Raw genomic sequence first — 17,468 nt, forward strand, 5'->3', positions numbered from 1 at the left:
CGGCCCACCCGGCACCTGTGGGGGCGGGAGGTTGTGCTGCCGCGTCAACCCGGCGGGGCCGGCCCGGAGGCCGGGCGGTGCATTCCGCAGCTGGCGGGGTGACGCTCGCAGCATTGTGGGCCAGCCGGCCGCCCGGAGGGGAGCCCCGGGACGGCCGGCATCGTCGTTCTGTCAGGAACCCGACAGTTACGTCAGCTGCGGACGGCCTCGACGGCCGAGGCGAGCCGCCGAACACCCTCGTCGATCTTGTCGGCGGTCACCGCCGAGAAGGCCAGTCGGAGAGCGTGCCGCCCGCCGTCCAGCACGAAGTCACTGCCCTTGACCACGGCGACCCCGCGCTCGGCCGCCGCCGGGGCGAGCCGGTCGACCAGCACGTCCTCCGGGAACTCCACCCAGAGGAAGTAGCCGCCGTCGGGCTCCACGAACCGCGCCTGCGGCAGGTGCCGGCGCAACGACTCGGCGAGCACCTGGGCCCGCTCGCCCAGCGCTGCCCGGACCGTCTCGATCGAGCGGTCGATGTCGCCGGAGACGCAGAACTGGTGAACGATCGCCTGGGACACCATCCCGGGAGAGATGTAGAGGCTTGTCGCGTTCTTCGCGATGGAGGCGATCAGGTCGGCCGGGCCGACCAGGTAACCGACCCGCACACCCGGGCAGACCGTCTTGGTGAAGCTCGACGCGTGCACCACCACGTTGCGGGTGTCCAGCGAGAGCATCGATGGCAACGCCTCGCCACGGAAGCGGATGTCCGCGTACGGGTCGTCCTCGAAGATCGTGAACTCGTACTCGGCGGCCAGGTCGAGCAACTCCCGGCGCTTCTCCAGGGACAGCGTCATGCCGGCCGGGTTCTGGTAGTTCGGGATGACGTGCGCGAGCCGGGGGCGGACCCCGGACTCCAGCAGCTTGCGCAGCTCGGCAGTGTCCAGACCATCCGGCTGGACGGCGATGCTGTGCAGCTCACTGCCCATCCGCTGGAGGTTGAGCAACGTCCGGTCGTACGTCGGGCGCTCCACCACCACCGCGTCGCCAGGGCGGACCAGGTGGTCGAAGAGGAACGCGTCGGCCTGGAGCGACCCATTGGTGACCAGCACCTGGTCGGCCTCGACCCCGTGCTTCTCGGCGATCCACTTTCGCAGCGGAAGGTACCCGACTGAGGTGCCGTACGCCGTCACCCCTGCGGGGTCGGCGTCGAAGGCGCGGACGGCGGCGGCCTTGAGCCCCTCGACATCGACGATGTCCAGCGAGGGAGCCCCACGGGCAAAGGAGATCAACTGCTCGGCGGTCATGGATGTTGAGCGTACGGGCGGCGGCGGGGGACGCGCGGTCGGCACGGCGATGTCCGCATCCTGAGCCACCGGGTCGGGTGACCCGACTCCACCGGTCGGCGGCAGATCAAACCGGAAGGGCGAGCGCGTCGTGCTGCGCGGCCCGGGAAAGTCCCTCCAGCCGCACGCCGAGCGCGTCGAGGAGCTGACTCCAGTCGAAGTAGGAGCGCCAAGCGGTGATCAGACCCTTGCGGGCCCGGACCACGTCGGCCACCTCCCAGCTCACCAGCCGGCCGGTGGGCGCGACGGTGCCGTACGGCGAATGCAGGGTGCCGGTGTGGGTGCCGGTCAGCCGCAGCTCGACAGCGGCCCCACCGCCCGTGCGGACCGCGCCCATCGGGTCGACCCGCAGATCCGGAAAGGCGCCCGTCCAAGTGCGCAGCAGCGCGGGCAGCTCGATCGGACGGACCGTCACGCCCGGCATGGCGTAGAACGCCTCCGGTGCGTAGAGATCCGGCAAACGGGCCACGTCCCGCCGCAGGAGCATCGCGTACTGCTGCTCGACCAGCCGCTCCGCGTCGCGCATCGGGACCTCCCCCACGGGCCACGGCATCTCCGCGCCCGCAAGGGATGTCTACCCATCGATCCGGCCCCGCACACCACAGTCGGTCAGGTAGTGGCGACCGCCTGGCTCTCCGACCAGACCCGCATGATGTCCCGCACGGAGATCACGCCGGCCACCTCCCGGCCGTCCAGCACCACCAGGTGCCGAAATCCACCCCGGGCCATCGCGGCGGCGGCCTCGGCCACCGTCCACTCCGGCCCCGCGTAGACCACGTCCCAGGTCAGGTGGGCGCCGGTGCGTTCCACGTCGCAGTCGAGGCCGGCGCCAATGGCCTTCAACACGTCGCGTTCGGTCATGATCCCGACGCCCTCGGAATCCGGGTCGATCACGACCGCCGACCCGACACCGCGGGCCGACATCATCCGGGCCGCCTGGCGGAGCGTGTGCTCCGGACCGACGACGAGGACCTGGCTGGACATCGCATCCCGTACCTGCATCACACATCACCCCTTTGGGACGGTGGCATTCGGTACGGACATGGTGGTCGGTGGATGTTTCCGGGACAAGAGCGGCATCGCACAAGCTGCGGACGCTGGCTACTGTCGGATGGTGTCCACCGAGCCCCTGCGCTGCGCCGGCGCGCTGATCGTCGACCATGACGGCCGAATCTTCTTTCAGCGCCGCTCACCACACCGACGCCTGTTTCCCAACTGTTGGGACATCGTCGGTGGCCACGTGGAGCCGGGCGAGGACATCGACGAGGCACTGCGCCGGGAGATCACCGAGGAGACCGGCTGGGTCCTCTCCCACGTCCTGGGTCAGGTGGGCGAGTACAGCTACGTCGGCGACGACGGCCTGGCCCGGACCGAGCACGACTTCCTGGTCCGCGTCGACGGCGACCTCGACCGCCCGATGCTCGAGGCCGGCAAGCACACCGAGTACCGCTGGCTGGCCGAGCACGAGGTGACAGTGCTCGACGAGCACCGCGACGTCAACGACGGGCTGATCCGGCGGATCGCGGAGGAGGGCTTCGCCGTCCTGCGGTCGATCGGTCTGTGAACACCGTCGAGCTGGCGCCCCACCGGATCGCCGGGCTGCTCGCACCGGCAGTGGACCGGACCTTCCGCGCCGGCATCCTGGCCGGCCGGGACGGTGGTGGCGCCGAGTTGTCCCAGCGCTACGGCGGAATCACCGCCACCGGCTTCCTGGTCGACCTGCGCACCCGACTGGCCGCACCCGGTGGCAGTGTCGACGGGCCCGGGTTCGCGGCGATCACCCGCTACCAGGACCCGGTCGCCTGCCGGCGGACGGTGGACAAGCAGGTGGCCCACGGAATGATCTACCGCGGCCCGGACGGCGCGCTGTCCGCCACCGAGCGGGGCGCCGCCTTCCTCGCCGAGCTGTACCAGGTGCACGCCGAGGTCACCGAGGAGTTGTGGGCCGGCCACGACGACCGGGTGGCGCGGCTGGTGGCCATGCTCGGCCGACTGCTGTCGTACGCCCTGGTGCTGGCCGACGAGGAGGCGAACCCGGCCGCCTCGGCCTTCGCCGCGCTGGCGCCCCCGTACGAGCCGGACGGCACCCCGTCGGGCGTACTGCTGCTCAACCGGCTCGGCACGCTGCGACACCACCGGGCCGATGCGCACGCCGCCGCCTGGACCGCCGCCGGGCACACCGCGTCGAGCATCGCCGTTCTGCCGGCCGGCCCCGAGCGGCTCGCCATCGAACTGGAGACCGACCGGCGGGCCGCCGGCCCGTACGCCGTACTCAGCGCGGAGGAGCGCCTGACCATGCTCGCCGACCTGGCGGCATTGCCCGGCTGACCCGGTTGGCCGGAGCGGCGCACCCGGCCGGCGCTATCCTCCACCGGTGACGGGAGCAGGACTAGGGAGGATGTCGCGATGATCGGAATGGTGCTCGCGGCCGGAGCGGGACGACGGCTGCGCCCGTACACCGACACCCTGCCCAAGGCGTTGGTGCCGGTGGACGGCGAGACGACGATCCTGGACATCGCGCTGGGCAACCTCGCCGAGGTCGGGCTCACCGACATCGTGATCGTCGTCGGCTACGCGGCGGACGCGGTCCGCGAGCGGCAGGCCGACCTGGAGAAGCGGTACGGGGTCACGCTCACCCTTGTGCACAACGACAAGGCCGAGGAGTGGAACAACGCCTACTCGCTCTGGCTCGCCCGGGAGTACTTCGCGCGCGGGGTGCTGCTTGTCAACGGGGACACCGTGCACCCGGTGAGCGTGGAGAAGACCCTGCTCGCCGAGCGTGGCCCCGGCATCCTGCTGGCGGTGGACACCCTCAAGCCGCTGGCCGAGGAGGAGATGAAGACCACCTTCGACGCCGCCGGCCAGCTCACCCGGATCACCAAGATCATGGACCCGGGCGAGGCGTACGGGGAGTACATCGGCGCGACGCTGATCGAGCCACAGGTCGCCGACGCCCTCGCCGACGCGCTGGAGGCGACCTGGCGACGGGACCCGAACCTCTACTACGAGGACGGCTACCAGGAGTTCTCCGACCGGGGCGGGGAGGTGCGGGCGGCGCCGATCGGTGACGTCCCCTGGGTCGAGGTCGACAACCACGCCGACCTGGCCCGCGCGCGGGAGATCGCGTGCCTCTACTAGCTCGGAGCGTCCTCACCCCGCTGCACATCGACGTGCGACGCGGGGCGGTCGCCGACCTGGGCGCGATCCTGGCCGACGGGCGGATCTCCTCCGGGGGCGACGTCGCGGTGGTGGTCGGCCCGGGTCAGGGTGCCCAGATCGCGGAGCTGATCCGACCGTCGCTGCGCTCGGCGGACGTGTTCACCGTCTCCGGCGGGACGCTGGACGCCGCCGACGACCTGGGCGGCAAACTCCGCGCCCGGTCCTACGACGCGGTGGTCGGCATCGGCGGCGGCAAGACCATCGACGTGGCCAAGTACGCGGCGACCCGCCGAGGGCTGCCGATGGTGTCGGTGGCGACCAGCCTCGCCAACGACGGGATCGCCTCTCCGGTGGCCAGCCTGATCACCGACGGGATCAAGGGCTCCTACGGCGTCCACATCCCGATCGGGGTGATCGTCGACCTGGACTTCGTGGAGAGCGGCCCGGACCGGCACAACCGGGCCGGCATCGGCGACGTGATCAGCAACATCAGCGCGCTGGCCGACTGGGAGCTGTCCCGACAGGTACGCGGTGAGCCAGTCGACGGGCTGGCCGCGTCGCTCTCGCGGGCGGGCGCCGAAGCGGTGCTCAACCACCCCGGCGACATGAGCGACGACGCCTTCGTGATCGTCCTCGCCGAGGCGTTGATCTCCAGCGGTCTGGCGATGGCTGTCGACGGCACCAGCCGTCCGTGCAGCGGCGGCTGCCACGAGATCATGCACGCTGTCGACTCGCTCTTTCCCGGGACCGCCTCGCACGGCGAGCTGGCCGGGCTGGGTGCGCTGTTCTGCACCTGGCTGCGCGGAGATCTCCGCCGCTTCGGGGAGATGTCGGCCTGCCTCGCCCGGCACGGCCTGCCCCGGCTCCCCGCCGAGGTGGCGCTCACCGACGACCAGTTCATCGAGGCGGTGCAGTTCGCGCCGCGTACCCGGCCGGACCGGTACACCATCCTCGAACACCTGGCACTGTCGCCTACCGAGACCCGGGAGCGGCTGGCAGACTACGCCGGTGCAATCCGCGACCAGCTTGGCTGACCCCCGTCCCACCGTCGCCGACTTCCACCGGGTAAACCGGGGCGGCGGCCTGTTCAGCGAGTCGATCAGCCAGTGGCTGGGGGCCGTGTTCGCGCTCGTCGCCCAGCGGCTCGGGCTGCGACCGACAGCGTTGACAATCACCAACCTGGTGCTCGGGCTGGCCACCTCGGTCACCGTGGTGGCGCTCGCCGGCCCGGTCGCCGCCGGGGACGTACCGGCCTGGGTGGTCGGCCTGCTCGCCCTGGTCGGCTGGCAGGTGGCGTACTCCCTGGACTGCGCGGACGGGCAGCTGGCCCGGGTGACCGGCCAGGGCAGCGCGGCCGGTGCGCGCGTCGACGTGCTCTGCGACGTGGCCGCGCAGATCGCCCTGGTGGCAGCGCTGGGCGCCACCGCCGTGGCGCAGGAGCCGGGCACGCCGACCTGGCTCGTGGCGACCTTCGCGGGCACCTGGATGGTCAACCTGGTGACGTCGGTGATGCAGGCCGGCCCGAACGCGGCCAGCATGGTCACCTCGACCTCGCTGCCGGTGCGCCTGGTGAAGCTGGTCCGCGACTACGGCGCTGTGGTCTTCGTGGCCGCCGTGGTGCTCGCGGTGGCCCCCGCTCTGGTCCTCTGGGTGATGGTCGCCTTCACAATCGTCAACGGCGGCTTCCTACTGGCCAGCATCGCCTTCTCCGCCCGAGCCTCCGTGCGCTAACCAACCAGTCCCTGCTCCGCGATCTTGCACTTGCTGTCGCGACACAAGGGGCATCTCACCCGATATCGACGACCGAAACTGCAAGATCGGCGGGGTGGGGGCGGGGCGCGCGGGGCGGGGCGCGCGGGGCGCGCGGGGCGGGCGCGTGGGCGCGGGGCGCGGGGGCGCGGGGGCGCGGGGTTAGACGGGGTTGGGGGTTCGGGCCAGGCTTGCGTAGATGTCGATGAGCCGCTTGGTGACCACGTCGGGGTGGAAGGTGCGCTCGTAGCGGGCGCGGGCGCCCAGGGTCAGCCCGGACGCTCCCGCGCGGGCGACCGGCAGGGCGGCCGCGAGCGCGGCCGGCTCCGGGGCGACCACCCAACCGGCCTCGCCCAGACCGATCCCCGCCGGCATGGCTGACCCGCCGCCGCCCCCGGCGACCGCGGAGGCGTTCTCGGCGGGCCCGGTGCCGGCGGGCTCGTGCGGGGCGTCGGCCCCGACCAGGTACGGAATGCCGCCCAACGCCGTACCGAGCACCGGCCGGCCGTTCGCCAACGCCTCGATGATCACGGTGGGCAGCACGTCGTGCCACATCGCGGCGGCGATCACCACAGCGCTCGCCTCGACCGCGGCCTGCACGCCGGCCCGGTCGAGCTGACCGAGGTAGACCACGTCGGGTCGCTCGGCGGCGGCTGCCTCCACGAGCGGGCGCAGCTCGCCGTCACCGGCCACCCGCAGTGTGCCCAACGAACCCACCGGGTGCCGACGCCAGGCGTCCAGCAGCAGGTCGACGCCCTTCTCCGGAGAGAGCCGGGCCATGTAGAGGAACCCGTCACCCAGCGGCGCCGGCCGACCCGGGTCGGGGACGGAGTTCGGCTTCACCACGATGCGTTCGTCCGAAATGCCGTAGTCGCGGAGGTGATCGGCGATCGCCGAGGTGAGCGCGATGTACCGGTCCACCGAGCGCCAGGTGCCCCGGTGCACGGCCAGGGTGGTCGCCATCAGCGCGCTCTGCACGGCCGAGTCGCGGTAGCAGCGGTGCTTGATCGCCGGCACACCCAACGCCCGACCCTTGCAGTCCTGACAGATCACGCCGTCGCGGAAGTAGATCCCCGACGAGCAGACCTGCCGGTAGTTGTGCACCGTCTGCACCACCGGCACGCCGTGCCGGTGCGCGGTCCGCACCACCCACGGCGAGATCAGGGGGTACGGGTTGTGCAGGTGCAGGACGTCCGGTCGGTGCTCGGTGAGCAGCCGGCTCAGGTCATGCTGGGCGCGCGGCGCCCAGATCGGCGAGATCGGCAGCAGCGCCTTCGCCGCCTTCGACATCGACGGGATCTCGTCCGAGCTGCGAATGAAGGGCAGCACCTCCACGCCGGCGGCGGTGAGCTGAGCGATCTCCGAGTCGACGATCGTGTTCTCACCGGAAGGCTGGGCTTCCCGGTACCGGTTGTGTGCCACCACGATTCTCACGGAGCTTGCCTCTCGTTCGCGATTGCGGGACTCGCAAGCTCATTCCTCACGCTCACGGGAAAGAAGGCTACCGTTGTGTCGTGCCCGAACTACCGGAGGTTGAGGCGCTCGCGGGTTACCTGCGTCAGCGCGCGGTGGGGCGGCGCGTCGATCGGCTGGAGATCGCCGCGATCAGCGCCCTGAAAACGTACGAGCCGGCGCCGACCGAGGTCGCCGGCCGGGCGGTGGTCGACGCCAGTCGGCACGGAAAGTTCCTCGACGTCCTCTTCGAGGGCGGCCTGCACCTGGTGGTGCATTTGGCGCGAGCAGGCTGGCTGCACTACCGGGAGGCGTTCCCCGCCACCACCCCGCTGCGTCCGGGCAAAGGCCCGATCGCGGTGCGGGTACGCCTGGACGACGGTTCCGGCTTCGACCTCACCGAGGCCGGCACCCAGAAGAAGCTGGCCGCGTATCTGGTCACCGACCTCGCGACGGTCCCCGGGGTGGCCAAGCTGGGCCCGGACGCGCTCGCCGCGGATCTGCCTCTCTTCGCCGAGCGGCTGCGGAGCAGGCGGGGGCAGGTCAAGGGGGTGCTGACCGACCAGTCGGTGCTGTCCGGGGTGGGCAACGCGTACTCCGACGAGATCCTGCACGCCGCGAAGCTGTCCCCGTTCGCGATCACCGATCGGCTCACCGACGCCCAGATCGCCACACTGCACGCCGCGACCCGACAGGTCCTCGGCGACGCGGTCGAGCGGTCCCTCGGTCAGCGGGCCGCGGAACTCAAGGGCGAGAAGCGCTCCGGGCTGAAGGTGCACGCCCGCACCGGGCTGCCCTGCCCGGTCTGTGGGGACACAGTGCGCGAGGTGTCGTTCGCCGACTCCAGCTTGCAGTACTGCCCCACCTGTCAGACCGGCGGCAAGCCACTCGCTGACCGTCGGTTGTCTCGCCTCGTACGGTGAGTAATTGCACTTCAGGACTACGGAGCGGAATCGCCCTCAGTGAGCGGAAGCTCCGGTCCGCCCTTCTCGCCACGCGCGCATCCATCGGTATAGTGGCCCGGTCCCCGGCTTCTGAAATGGTGCGGAGCCGGCCAGATCCCGCCAGCACCGGCGGTCGCCAATCTCCTTCGGGGCGACGACCGGTCGGAGGCCGCGTGGGAGACTGGGACGGTGGGCGACCCGGGCCTTCACGCCGAGTGAGCGGCCCGTGTCATGCGGGAGGACATGGGTGAGGTGACGGCAAGCCTCCAGCGCCCGGTAACCAACGAAGGCCGGAGCAGACTCGTGCGGCACGTCGACAGCTTCGAGATCCAGCCGCCGACGCCGCCGTCCCACAACGGCGTCCCTCGGTCGGCTTGGACGAGGGCGCGACGCCGTGTCTCCCGCTGGCACCGCCCCTACATCGCGATCCTGCTGCTTCTCGACTTCGGCGCGGCGGCGTTCGCCAGTTGGATCGCGATCCAGCTGTTCGACCAGGCCGCCTCCGGGTTCTCCGGCACCCAGCAGGACCCGACGTGGTTCCACACCGTCTCCTACCTGCTGCTCCCGCTCGGCTGGGTGGTCATCCTCTGGAGCAACCGGGCCTACGACAGGCGCTATCTGGGGCTCGGCCCGGACGAGTTCAAGCGGGTCATCCGGGCCGGGGTGACCGTCGCCGCGAGCGTCTCGTTCCTCGCGTTCGCCACCAAGACCGAGTTGTCCCGCTGGACGGTCGGCACGGCCCTGCTCGGCGCGCTGCTGTTGATCCTGTGGGGCCGTTTCGTGGCCCGCTGGGCGCTGCACTACATCCGGCGGCGGGCCGGCCAGGCTGCTCACCGGATGGTGCTTGTCGGCACCCTGCCCGAATGCCTGGAGGTCTATGCGGCGGTCACCCGCAGCCCGGCCGCCGGGCTGATGCCCGTCGCCATCCACATCACCGACGGGTACGCGGCGGCCAGAGGCATGCCGACCCCGGTTCCGGTGTACGCCGGACGCGACGTCCTGGCCCTGGTCCGTGAGGTCGGTGGGGACACGATCGCCGTCTGCGGGTCGGCGAGCGCCGAGCCGGGCGAGTTGCGCCGGCTGGCCTGGCAGTTGGAGGGCTCCGGCGTCGACCTGGTGGTCGCCCCGCAGCTCACCGACATCGCCGGCCCTCGGGTGCACATCCGGCCGATCGAGGGTCTGCCGCTGCTGCACGTCGAGGAGCCGACCCTCTCCGGGCCGGCGCTGCTGGCCAAGAACCTGATGGACCGGGTCGCGGCCGGTCTCGGCCTGCTGCTGCTGGTCCCGCTCTTCCTGGCCATCGGCGTGGCGATCCGGATCTCCGACCCAGGGTCGGTCTTCTTCCGCCAGCCCCGGGTGGGGCACGAGGGGCGCACGTTCCGGGTGTGGAAGTTCCGGACCATGTACGTCAACGCCGAGGACCGGCTGGCCAGCCTTGTCGATCGGAACGAGACCGACGGCATGCTGTTCAAGATGAAGGAGGACCCTCGGGTCTTCCCGGTCGGCCGCTTCCTGCGGGCCACGTCGCTGGACGAGCTGCCGCAGCTGATCAACGTGCTGTGGGGCGAGATGTCGCTGGTCGGGCCCCGCCCGCTACCGGCCGACGACGGTGACTTCCTGGGCGACGTGCGGCGCCGACTGCTGGTCCGCCCCGGCATGACCGGGTTGTGGCAGGTCTCTGGCCGCTCCGATTTGTCCTGGGACGAGTCGGTCCGACTGGACCTCTACTACGTCGACAACTGGTCGCTCGCGTACGACCTGAGCATCCTGTGGCGGACCGTCGGGGTGGTGCTCGCCCGCAAGGGCGCGTACTAGAGGGTTGGCGCTTCGGCTCGTAGGGGCGAGGATCGCTGCGTGGCTGCCAACCTCTCCGCCGTGGTCGGCGTCGTCTCACTCGTCACCGCGCTGACCGCAGCCCTGCTGGCGGTGCTGCGGTTGCGGGCCCGCCGTGGCATCGCGACGGCCACCCAGCGGGCCACCTACGAGGTGCTGCACACCGCCGGGCTGGCCGCCGAGCCGCTGCGAGCGGGGTTGAGCGAGGCGGGCGCGGCGAAGGCCGTACGGCATCTGCGGGCGCTGGTGGGCGCGGTCGGGCTGGCGCTCACCGACGCCGACCGGCTGCTGGCCCTCGACGGGCGCGGCACGCACCACGGAGATCAACTGCTCGCGGCGGCCCAGGGGACGGTGGACAGCGGCCGCTCGACGGTGCTGGGTGAGCAGGAACTGCACTGCGACCGGGTCGACTGCCCGGTCCGCGGGGCGGTGGTCGCGCCGTTGTTGGCGGCGGACGGCCGGGTGGTGGGCGCGCTGGTGGCGGTCGCCGACAGCCCGCCGCCTCCGGGGTTGGTGCAGGCCACCCTGGAGACGGCGCACTGGGCTGGCAACCAGCTCGCCCTGGCCGAGCTGGACTCGTCGCGGGAGCGGCTGGCCCGCGCCGAGATCCGTGCGTTGCGGGCGCAGATCAGCCCGCACTTCATCTACAACGCGCTGACCGCGATCGGCTCGTTCGTCCGCACCGACCCGGAGCGGGCCCGGGAGCTGATCCTGGAGTTCGCGGAGTTCACCCGCTACTCGTTCCGGGCGCACGGGGAGTTCACCACGCTGGCCGAGGAGCTGCGGTCGATCGACCGCTACCTGACCATCGAGCGAGCCCGGTTCGGCGACCGGTTGCAGGTGCGGTTGCAGATCGCCCCGGAGGTGCTGCCGGTGACGCTGCCGTTCCTCTGCCTCCAGCCGCTCGTGGAGAACGCGGTTCGCCACGGGTTGTCCCGCAAGCCGGGCACGGGCATGGTGAGCATCGAGGCCCGGGACGCGGGAGCCGAATGCCACATCACGGTGGAGGACGACGGAGTGGGAATGGATCCGACGACGCTGACCGCCGGCATCGCCGAGCTGGCCCGCGGCACCGGCGACCCGGGCGACGACACGGGCCAGCACGTCGGCCTCTCCAACGTCGACGAGCGGTTGCGCTCGGTCTTCGGGGACCGGTTCGGCCTGGTCGTGGAGACCGGGTTGGGCTCGGGCACGAAGGTGAGCATGCGGGTGCCGAAGTTCCACCCCGGCGTGCGGGCAGGCTCGTGAGCGAGCGGACCGGGACGGGTGCGGTGAACGCGTCCGGTTTCCTGCGCGTCCTCGCGGTGGACGACGAGCCGCCCGCGCTCGACGAGCTGGCGTACCACCTGCGGGCCGACCCCCGGGTGGCCCGGCTGCACACGGCCGGCGACGCCACCGAGGCCCTGCGGCTGCTGCGCGACGGCGACGTGGACGTGGTCTTCCTGGACATCCGAATGCCCGGTCTGGACGGCATGGAGCTGGCCCGGGTGTTGCGCCGCTTCGCCCGGCCACCGGCGATCGTGTTCGTCACCGCGTACGACGACGGCGCGGTGGACGCCTTCGATCTGGGCGCCACCGACTACGTGCGGAAACCGGTGCGCGCCGATCGCCTGGCCGAGTCGCTGCGCCGGGTGATCGGCTCGCGGGTGGTGCCGTCGCACCCGGCGGCGCTGGCCCGCGCGGAGGAGGACCCGACCATCCCCATCGAGTTGGCCGGCACCACCCGGATGCTGCCCCGTTCGGCGGTGCGTTGGGTGGAGGCGCAGGGCGACTACGCCCGGTTGCACACCGCGGAGGGGTCGCACCTGGTGCGGGTCTCGCTGGCCACGCTGGCGGAGCGCTGGGCCGATGCCGGTTTCGTCAGGGTGCACCGGTCGTACCTGGTGCAGTTGAAGTTGATCGCGGAGTTGCGGCTGGTCAACTCCGGCTACGTGGTGGTCATCGACTCGACCGAGCTGCCGGTGAGCCGGCGGCACACCCGGGAGCTGAAGGACAAGCTGGTCAGGGCCGCGAAGCAGGATTGGAATCGCTGAGCCGGGAATGGATGGAGCCCTACCGTACGTTGTACGCTAGTCCGTACGACTTCCGGGAGGCCCTGCCGTGACCGAGACCCCGTTCGACGCCGAATCCGAGTTCGACAGTCAACTCGACCGACTGGTGCAGCTCGGCTACCCCGCCCTCGCCGGGATGACCGAGAGCACCTTCCGCGACCTGGTCGCGCCACTGCGGGCCAGGGCGGTCGAGGGCACCGCCGGGCTGCCCGCCCCCACCGACGCCCGGGTGCCGTTCCTGCTGGTCACCACCCGGGACCTGATCGGTGTGCCGGAACGGGTGGAGCTGACCACCCTGGCCGGCAAGCGCAAGCCCGGCGTCGTCGACCGGAACTACGCCGAGGACGACCTGCCCCGCTTCGACCCGATCAAGGAACTGGAGGTGCCGGCCGGTCCGGCGTACCTGCTCTTCGACGTCGACCGCGGCGAGGAGTACCGCAATCTGGCACCCGCCACGGCCATGGAGGGGATCACCGCTCAGGGCCGGTTGCCGCTGAGCATCGACGAGGGGCTCGCCTTCATCACGCTGCACCCGGCCGCGCTGGCCAGCAACCGGTGCTTCTCGCTGGTCGGCTCCCGGTGCGGTGACAAGCGGGTGCCGGCGCTGTGGATCAGCCAGGGCGCGCCCAAGCTGGGCTGGTGCTGGTACGGCAACCCGCACACCTGGCTCGGCTCCGCCTCGGCCCGGCCGGAGCGCATCGGCCTGGAGTAACACAAACGGTCCACATCGGAGGTCCGACCACCCGGGCAGTTCCACAGCCATAGCCGGTGACCTATTCTCCGGGTGCCGATCCGTACGGGGCGCCGGGCCGGTGCGGGCGGAGCCTGCTCAGGCCGCCCCACCCGCCTTCACATTGGGACATCAATGCAATTATTCCGAGCCCGCCGCACTTTGCTGGCCGGTGCCGTCGTGGCAGCACTTGTGCTGCCCGGCGCCACCCCGGCCCAGGCCGCGGAGACAGGCGCGGTCAACGGACGAGTGACCCTCAGCTCCGGCACCGCCGCCGGCGACGTCTTCGTGCAGGTATATCCCGCGGGCGACTACGAGAGCGTCGGCTCCACCACCACCGACGCCGACGGCAACTACAGCATCGCGGGCTTGGCTGCCGGCTCGTACACCGTAGGTTTCGTCCCGTGGCCCCGACCCGAGCAGTACCACCACCAGAAGACGCAGTTGTCGGACGCCGACCCGGTGACCGTCTCCGCCGGAGCCACCACCACCGTCGACGAGGAACTCTTCGCCACCGGCGCTATCACCGGCCGGATCGTCGACAGCGCCGGCGACCCGGTGCCCGACCTGAGCATCAATGCCAATGAGGTCGACACCTACAGCTGGGCCGGTGGTCGCACCGACGGGGACGGCCAGTTCACCATCTACGCGTTGCCAGGCCGCTACCGGGTGAGCTTCAACCCGATCGAGGGCTCCTACCAGAGCCAGTACGTCCCGGGGCAGCTCGACGAGGTGGGCGCGACCGTCTTCGAGGTGAAGGTGGACACGACGACCGAGGTGAACGAAACGGTGCTGCCGGTGGGCGGGCTCACCGGTCGGTTCACCACCGCCACCGGCGCGCCGCTCGCCAACGCTCAGGTCGACATCACCACCGCGAACATGTACGGCGGAGCGTGGACGGAGACCGACGCCGAGGGCGAGTTCAGCGTCCAGGTGCTCCAGGGCTCGTACAAGGTCGGCGTGATCGCCGGTGAGCGGCAGCAGTACTACAAGGGCAAGCTGACCGCCGAGGACGCGAACGTGGTCCAGGTCCGTGGCGGGCGGCAGACAACCATCGCGGACAGCCTCGTCGGCACCGGGTCTGTCGCCATCTCTGCCGTCGATTCGGTGACCGGCGCGCCCGTCGCCAACTTCTGCATCGACGCGAGGTGCAACAACGGCAGCGGCACGGTGACCGTCACCGGCCTGCCCCAGGGTCGCCACGACCTCTACCTGTACGCGCCGGACAAGTTGTACTTCTCCCGCGACCTGACCCGCGTGCGCGTGGAGGCGAACGGCACCACCAAGCTCACCGTGAAGATGCGACCGGGTGCGGTCATCACCTCCACAATCGTCGACAGGCAGACCGGCGCACCAGTGCGGGACGTCTGCCTGGACGCGTTCCTGCCCAAGCAGGCCGCGCTCAAGGACGGCTACGGCGAGTGCAGCGACCGCAACGGCCGGATCACGGTGGGCCCGCTGATCGGTGGTGACTACAAGCTCTTCGCGGTGCCTCAGGAGGATGTCTACGGTCGCCAGTGGGTGGGCGCCGACGGCGGGACCGGCGACGAACGGCAGGCCGTCTCCGTCGTCGCCACCGTGGGACAGGTGACAACCGGCCCCCAGGTCAGGATGGATCGGGCCGGCAAGGTCACCGGCACGGTCACCGACACGAACGGCAAGCCGCTCACCACGGTCGACATCTCGGTGCTCACCGGTCACCCCGGGGTCGGAGCCCAGGACGCCAGCACCGACGAGCGCGGCGTCTACACCATCGAGCGGCTCGGTCCGTACGCCTGGCCCCTGGTGTTCAGCAGCTACTCGTATGCCAGCCAGTGGTCCGGCAACAAGACGAGCCGCTTCAGCGCCACCCCGGTGACCGTCACCGCCGGTACGACCGCCACCCAGGACGCCCAGCTCGACCAGGGCGTCGCGCTGACGGGCACCTTCCGCACACCCGACGGCACCCCGTTCACCGGTGGGTGGGTCATTGCTCGCAGCGTCGACACCGGCGACATCGCGGGCAGCGGCTCGATCACCGACGGCCGGTTCACCATGCGACTCAAGGGGCCGCAGCGGGTCTTCTTCACCTACAACGCCTACCTCGGCGAGGACCACCAGGTCGACGGTCGCTACCTGGTGACGCAGCCGGACGGCACCCGCGTGTTGGAGAGGTTCACCGTTCCGGCCAGCGGCAGCATGTCCGTGGACCTGGTCGTACCGACCAGCTGACGGATCGACACGGCGGGGCCGGTGGCACTGTGCCACCGGCCCCGCTGAGTCGGTTGTCCACAACGAGCCTCCGGAGTTCCCCCACGCCAGCCGGCATGATCACCGAGTTATCCACAGCCGTGGCCGGTTCTCCACAGGTTATTCACAACGCAAACCACTGATCTCCACGGCCGCTCCCTACAGTCAGGACCCATGAGCGCACGCCGGGTACTGGTGGTCGAGGACGAACGGACCATCGCCGAGTCCATCGCCGCCCGACTACGGGCCGAGGGTTTCACAGTGGAGATCGCGGCGGACGGGCCCAGCGCGGTCGCCCAGTTCCACGCCGCACAGCCGGATCTCGTCGTCCTCGACGTGATGCTGCCGGGCTTCGACGGCCTGGAGGTGTGCCGCCGGATCCAGGCCGACCGGCCGGTGCCGGTGCTGATGCTCACCGCCCGCGACGACGAGACCGACCTGCTCGTGGGGCTGGCGGTCGGCGCGGACGACTACCTCACCAAGCCGTTCTCGATGCGGGAACTCACCGCCCGGGTGCACGTCCTGCTGCGTCGGATGGAGCGGGCCGCCGCCACTCCCGCGCCGCCAGCCATCCGCCTCGGCGACATCGAGATCAACGAGGCGGAGCGACGGGTCCGCCGGGCCGGGGCGGACGTGCACCTCACCCCGACCGAGTTCGACCTGCTGGTCCACCTCGCGGGTCGACCCCGCACGGTGCTCCCCCGGGAACGGCTGCTCGCCGACGTCTGGGGATGGGGCGACGGGAGCGGCACCCGCACGGTGGACAGCCACATCAAGGCTCTGCGCCGCAAGCTGGGTGCCGACCTCATCCGCACTGTGCACGGGGTCGGCTACGCCCTGGAGCTGCCGTCATGACGACGACAGTGCTCACCCGGCTGGACCGGGTGCTGGAGCTGCTGCCCCGACCGCTGGACCCGGTGCGCTCGATCAAGCTGAAGCTGGGTGTGCTGCTGGTCGCCTCCGGGGCGGCCGGGCTCGCCTACTTCTCGTACGGCATCGGCTGGCCGCCGCCGATCACCTCGGCCACCGCCATCGCCGTCGCCCTGCTCACCTCGCAGGTGCTCGCGCACGGCATGACCTCGCCGTTGCGGGACATGACGGCGGCCGCCGGCGCGATGGCCCGCGGCGACTACACGCGTCGGGTGCGCGCCACCTCCCGCGACGAGGTCGGCGAGCTGGCCCAGGCGTTCAACAAGATGGCCGAGGATCTGCACGCCGCCGACCAGCGCCGACGTGAGCTGATCGCCAACGTCTCGCACGAGCTGCGTACGCCGATCACCGCTTTGCAGGGCGTGCTGGAGAACATGGTCGACGGGGTCGCCGATCCCGAACCCGCGGCGCTGCGTTCGGCGTTGGCCCAGACCGAACGGCTCGGGCACCTCGTCGCCGACCTGCTCGACCTGTCCCGACTCGACGCCGGGGTGGTGCCGCTGCGGCGCGTACGCATCGACGTGGGGGACTTCCTCGACGAGGCCGTGGAGCATGCCACGGCCAGCGCGTCCGGCGCCGGCCTGGACGTGCGCTTTGAGCTCCGCGACCTGCCGACACCGCTGACGGTCCACGCGGACCCGTGGCGGCTGCACCAGGTCTTCGCGAACCTCCTGGACAACGCGGCCCGCCACAGCCCACCCGGCGGCGCGGTACGGGTGTGCGCCGAGGAACACGGCGACCAGCTCCGCTTCGAGGTGAGCGACGAGGGCCCGGGCATACCGCCGGACGAGCGTTCCCGGGTGTTCGAGCGGTTCACCCGCGGCGACCGGTCGGCCGGCGGTGGGACCGGGCTCGGCCTGGCCATCGCCCGGTGGGTCGTCGAACTGCACGGCGGCCGGATCGGTGTCCTCGATCCCGCCGGACCAGATCGGGGTGACCGGCCCGGCTGCCGCATCCAGGTCACCATCCCGTGCGACGGGCCATACCGAGAAGAGGCCGCATGACCAGCCCCGGCAGCACCCCCCTCCCGGCCACCGGGCCGACCGGGCCAACGCAGGTCGCCCCA

At 71.2% G+C, this 17,468-nt stretch carries 17 protein-coding genes; 13 read left to right on the forward strand and 4 right to left on the reverse strand.

Features of this window, described 5'->3' with window-relative positions; genetic code table 11:
- Positions 1-191 precede the first annotated feature (191 nt).
- The 3 genes from OHB44_RS00340 to OHB44_RS00350 all read right to left on the reverse strand — a co-directional run bounded on the left by OHB44_RS00340 (position 192) and on the right by OHB44_RS00350 (position 2,327).
- Positions 192-1,286 (reverse strand): aminotransferase-like domain-containing protein, encoded by a 1,095-nt coding sequence (locus OHB44_RS00340; RefSeq protein WP_238687543.1) that lies wholly within the window; start codon positions 1,284-1,286, stop codon positions 192-194.
- Between the two features lie 106 nt (positions 1,287-1,392).
- Complete coding sequence (locus OHB44_RS00345; RefSeq protein ID WP_238687544.1) at positions 1,393-1,851, reverse strand: ester cyclase; 459 nt, start codon at positions 1,849-1,851, stop codon at positions 1,393-1,395.
- 83 nt (positions 1,852-1,934) lie between these two features.
- Positions 1,935-2,327: a CBS domain-containing protein gene (locus tag OHB44_RS00350; protein ID WP_030487774.1), complete on the reverse strand. Its 393-nt coding sequence runs from the start codon at positions 2,325-2,327 to the stop codon at positions 1,935-1,937.
- A gap of 109 nt (positions 2,328-2,436) precedes the next feature.
- Between OHB44_RS00350 and OHB44_RS00355 the strand changes: the two genes are divergently transcribed.
- The 5 genes from OHB44_RS00355 to OHB44_RS00375 all read left to right on the forward strand — a co-directional run bounded on the left by OHB44_RS00355 (position 2,437) and on the right by OHB44_RS00375 (position 6,215).
- The gene (locus OHB44_RS00355) at positions 2,437-2,889 is read left to right on the forward strand and encodes an NUDIX domain-containing protein (RefSeq protein WP_238687545.1); all 453 of its coding nucleotides are present in this window, start codon (positions 2,437-2,439) and stop codon (positions 2,887-2,889) included.
- The gene (locus OHB44_RS00360; protein ID WP_330439322.1) at positions 2,886-3,653 is read left to right on the forward strand and encodes a hypothetical protein; all 768 of its coding nucleotides are present in this window, start codon (positions 2,886-2,888) and stop codon (positions 3,651-3,653) included. Before OHB44_RS00355 ends, OHB44_RS00360 begins: the two co-directional genes overlap by 4 nt.
- A 78-nt stretch (positions 3,654-3,731) precedes the next feature.
- On the forward strand, positions 3,732-4,463 hold the full coding sequence (locus tag OHB44_RS00365) for a phosphocholine cytidylyltransferase family protein (RefSeq protein ID WP_124854040.1): 732 nt from the start codon (positions 3,732-3,734) through the stop codon (positions 4,461-4,463).
- A complete protein-coding gene (locus OHB44_RS00370) occupies positions 4,451-5,518 on the forward strand; it encodes an iron-containing alcohol dehydrogenase family protein (RefSeq protein WP_179781433.1) in 1,068 nt (355 codons plus the stop codon). The genes OHB44_RS00365 and OHB44_RS00370 overlap by 13 nt, the downstream gene beginning before the upstream one ends.
- A complete protein-coding gene (locus OHB44_RS00375) occupies positions 5,493-6,215 on the forward strand; it encodes a CDP-alcohol phosphatidyltransferase family protein (protein ID WP_330439323.1) in 723 nt (240 codons plus the stop codon). Before OHB44_RS00370 ends, OHB44_RS00375 begins: the two co-directional genes overlap by 26 nt.
- Positions 6,216-6,395: 180 nt before the next feature.
- On the opposite strand, the gene OHB44_RS00380 is transcribed toward OHB44_RS00375, so the two are convergent.
- Positions 6,396-7,667, reverse strand: coding sequence for a glycosyltransferase (locus tag OHB44_RS00380; RefSeq protein WP_330439324.1), 1,272 nt, complete (start codon positions 7,665-7,667; stop codon positions 6,396-6,398).
- 80 nt (positions 7,668-7,747) lie between these two features.
- On the opposite strand from OHB44_RS00380, the gene OHB44_RS00385 reads away from it, so the two are divergent.
- The 8 genes from OHB44_RS00385 (at position 7,748) to OHB44_RS00420 (ending at position 17,406) form a co-directional block, all read left to right on the forward strand.
- Positions 7,748-8,608, forward strand: coding sequence for an Fpg/Nei family DNA glycosylase (locus tag OHB44_RS00385; protein WP_238687553.1), 861 nt, complete (start codon positions 7,748-7,750; stop codon positions 8,606-8,608).
- A gap of 264 nt (positions 8,609-8,872) precedes the next feature.
- Positions 8,873-10,444, forward strand: coding sequence for a sugar transferase (locus OHB44_RS00390; RefSeq protein WP_238687694.1), 1,572 nt, complete (start codon positions 8,873-8,875; stop codon positions 10,442-10,444).
- A gap of 39 nt (positions 10,445-10,483) precedes the next feature.
- A complete protein-coding gene (locus OHB44_RS00395; protein WP_238687554.1) occupies positions 10,484-11,710 on the forward strand; it encodes a sensor histidine kinase in 1,227 nt (408 codons plus the stop codon).
- Positions 11,711-11,733: 23 nt separating this feature from the next.
- On the forward strand, positions 11,734-12,495 hold the full coding sequence (locus OHB44_RS00400; RefSeq protein ID WP_238687695.1) for a LytR/AlgR family response regulator transcription factor: 762 nt from the start codon (positions 11,734-11,736) through the stop codon (positions 12,493-12,495).
- 67 nt (positions 12,496-12,562) lie between these two features.
- Positions 12,563-13,225, forward strand: a complete 663-nt coding sequence (locus tag OHB44_RS00405) for a DUF5701 family protein (RefSeq protein WP_330439326.1) — start codon at positions 12,563-12,565, stop codon at positions 13,223-13,225.
- Between the two features lie 198 nt (positions 13,226-13,423).
- On the forward strand, positions 13,424-15,454 hold the full coding sequence (locus OHB44_RS00410; protein ID WP_330439327.1) for a carboxypeptidase regulatory-like domain-containing protein: 2,031 nt from the start codon (positions 13,424-13,426) through the stop codon (positions 15,452-15,454).
- A 192-nt stretch (positions 15,455-15,646) separates the two neighbouring features.
- Complete coding sequence (locus tag OHB44_RS00415; protein WP_238687557.1) at positions 15,647-16,327, forward strand: response regulator transcription factor; 681 nt, start codon at positions 15,647-15,649, stop codon at positions 16,325-16,327.
- Positions 16,324-17,406, forward strand: coding sequence for a sensor histidine kinase (locus tag OHB44_RS00420; RefSeq protein ID WP_238687558.1), 1,083 nt, complete (start codon positions 16,324-16,326; stop codon positions 17,404-17,406). The genes OHB44_RS00415 and OHB44_RS00420 overlap by 4 nt, the downstream gene beginning before the upstream one ends.
- The last annotated feature ends 62 nt before the right edge of the window (positions 17,407-17,468 follow it).

Source organism: Micromonospora sp. NBC_00821, from assembly GCF_036347035.1.
Lineage (GTDB): Bacteria > Actinomycetota > Actinomycetes > Mycobacteriales > Micromonosporaceae > Micromonospora > Micromonospora hortensis.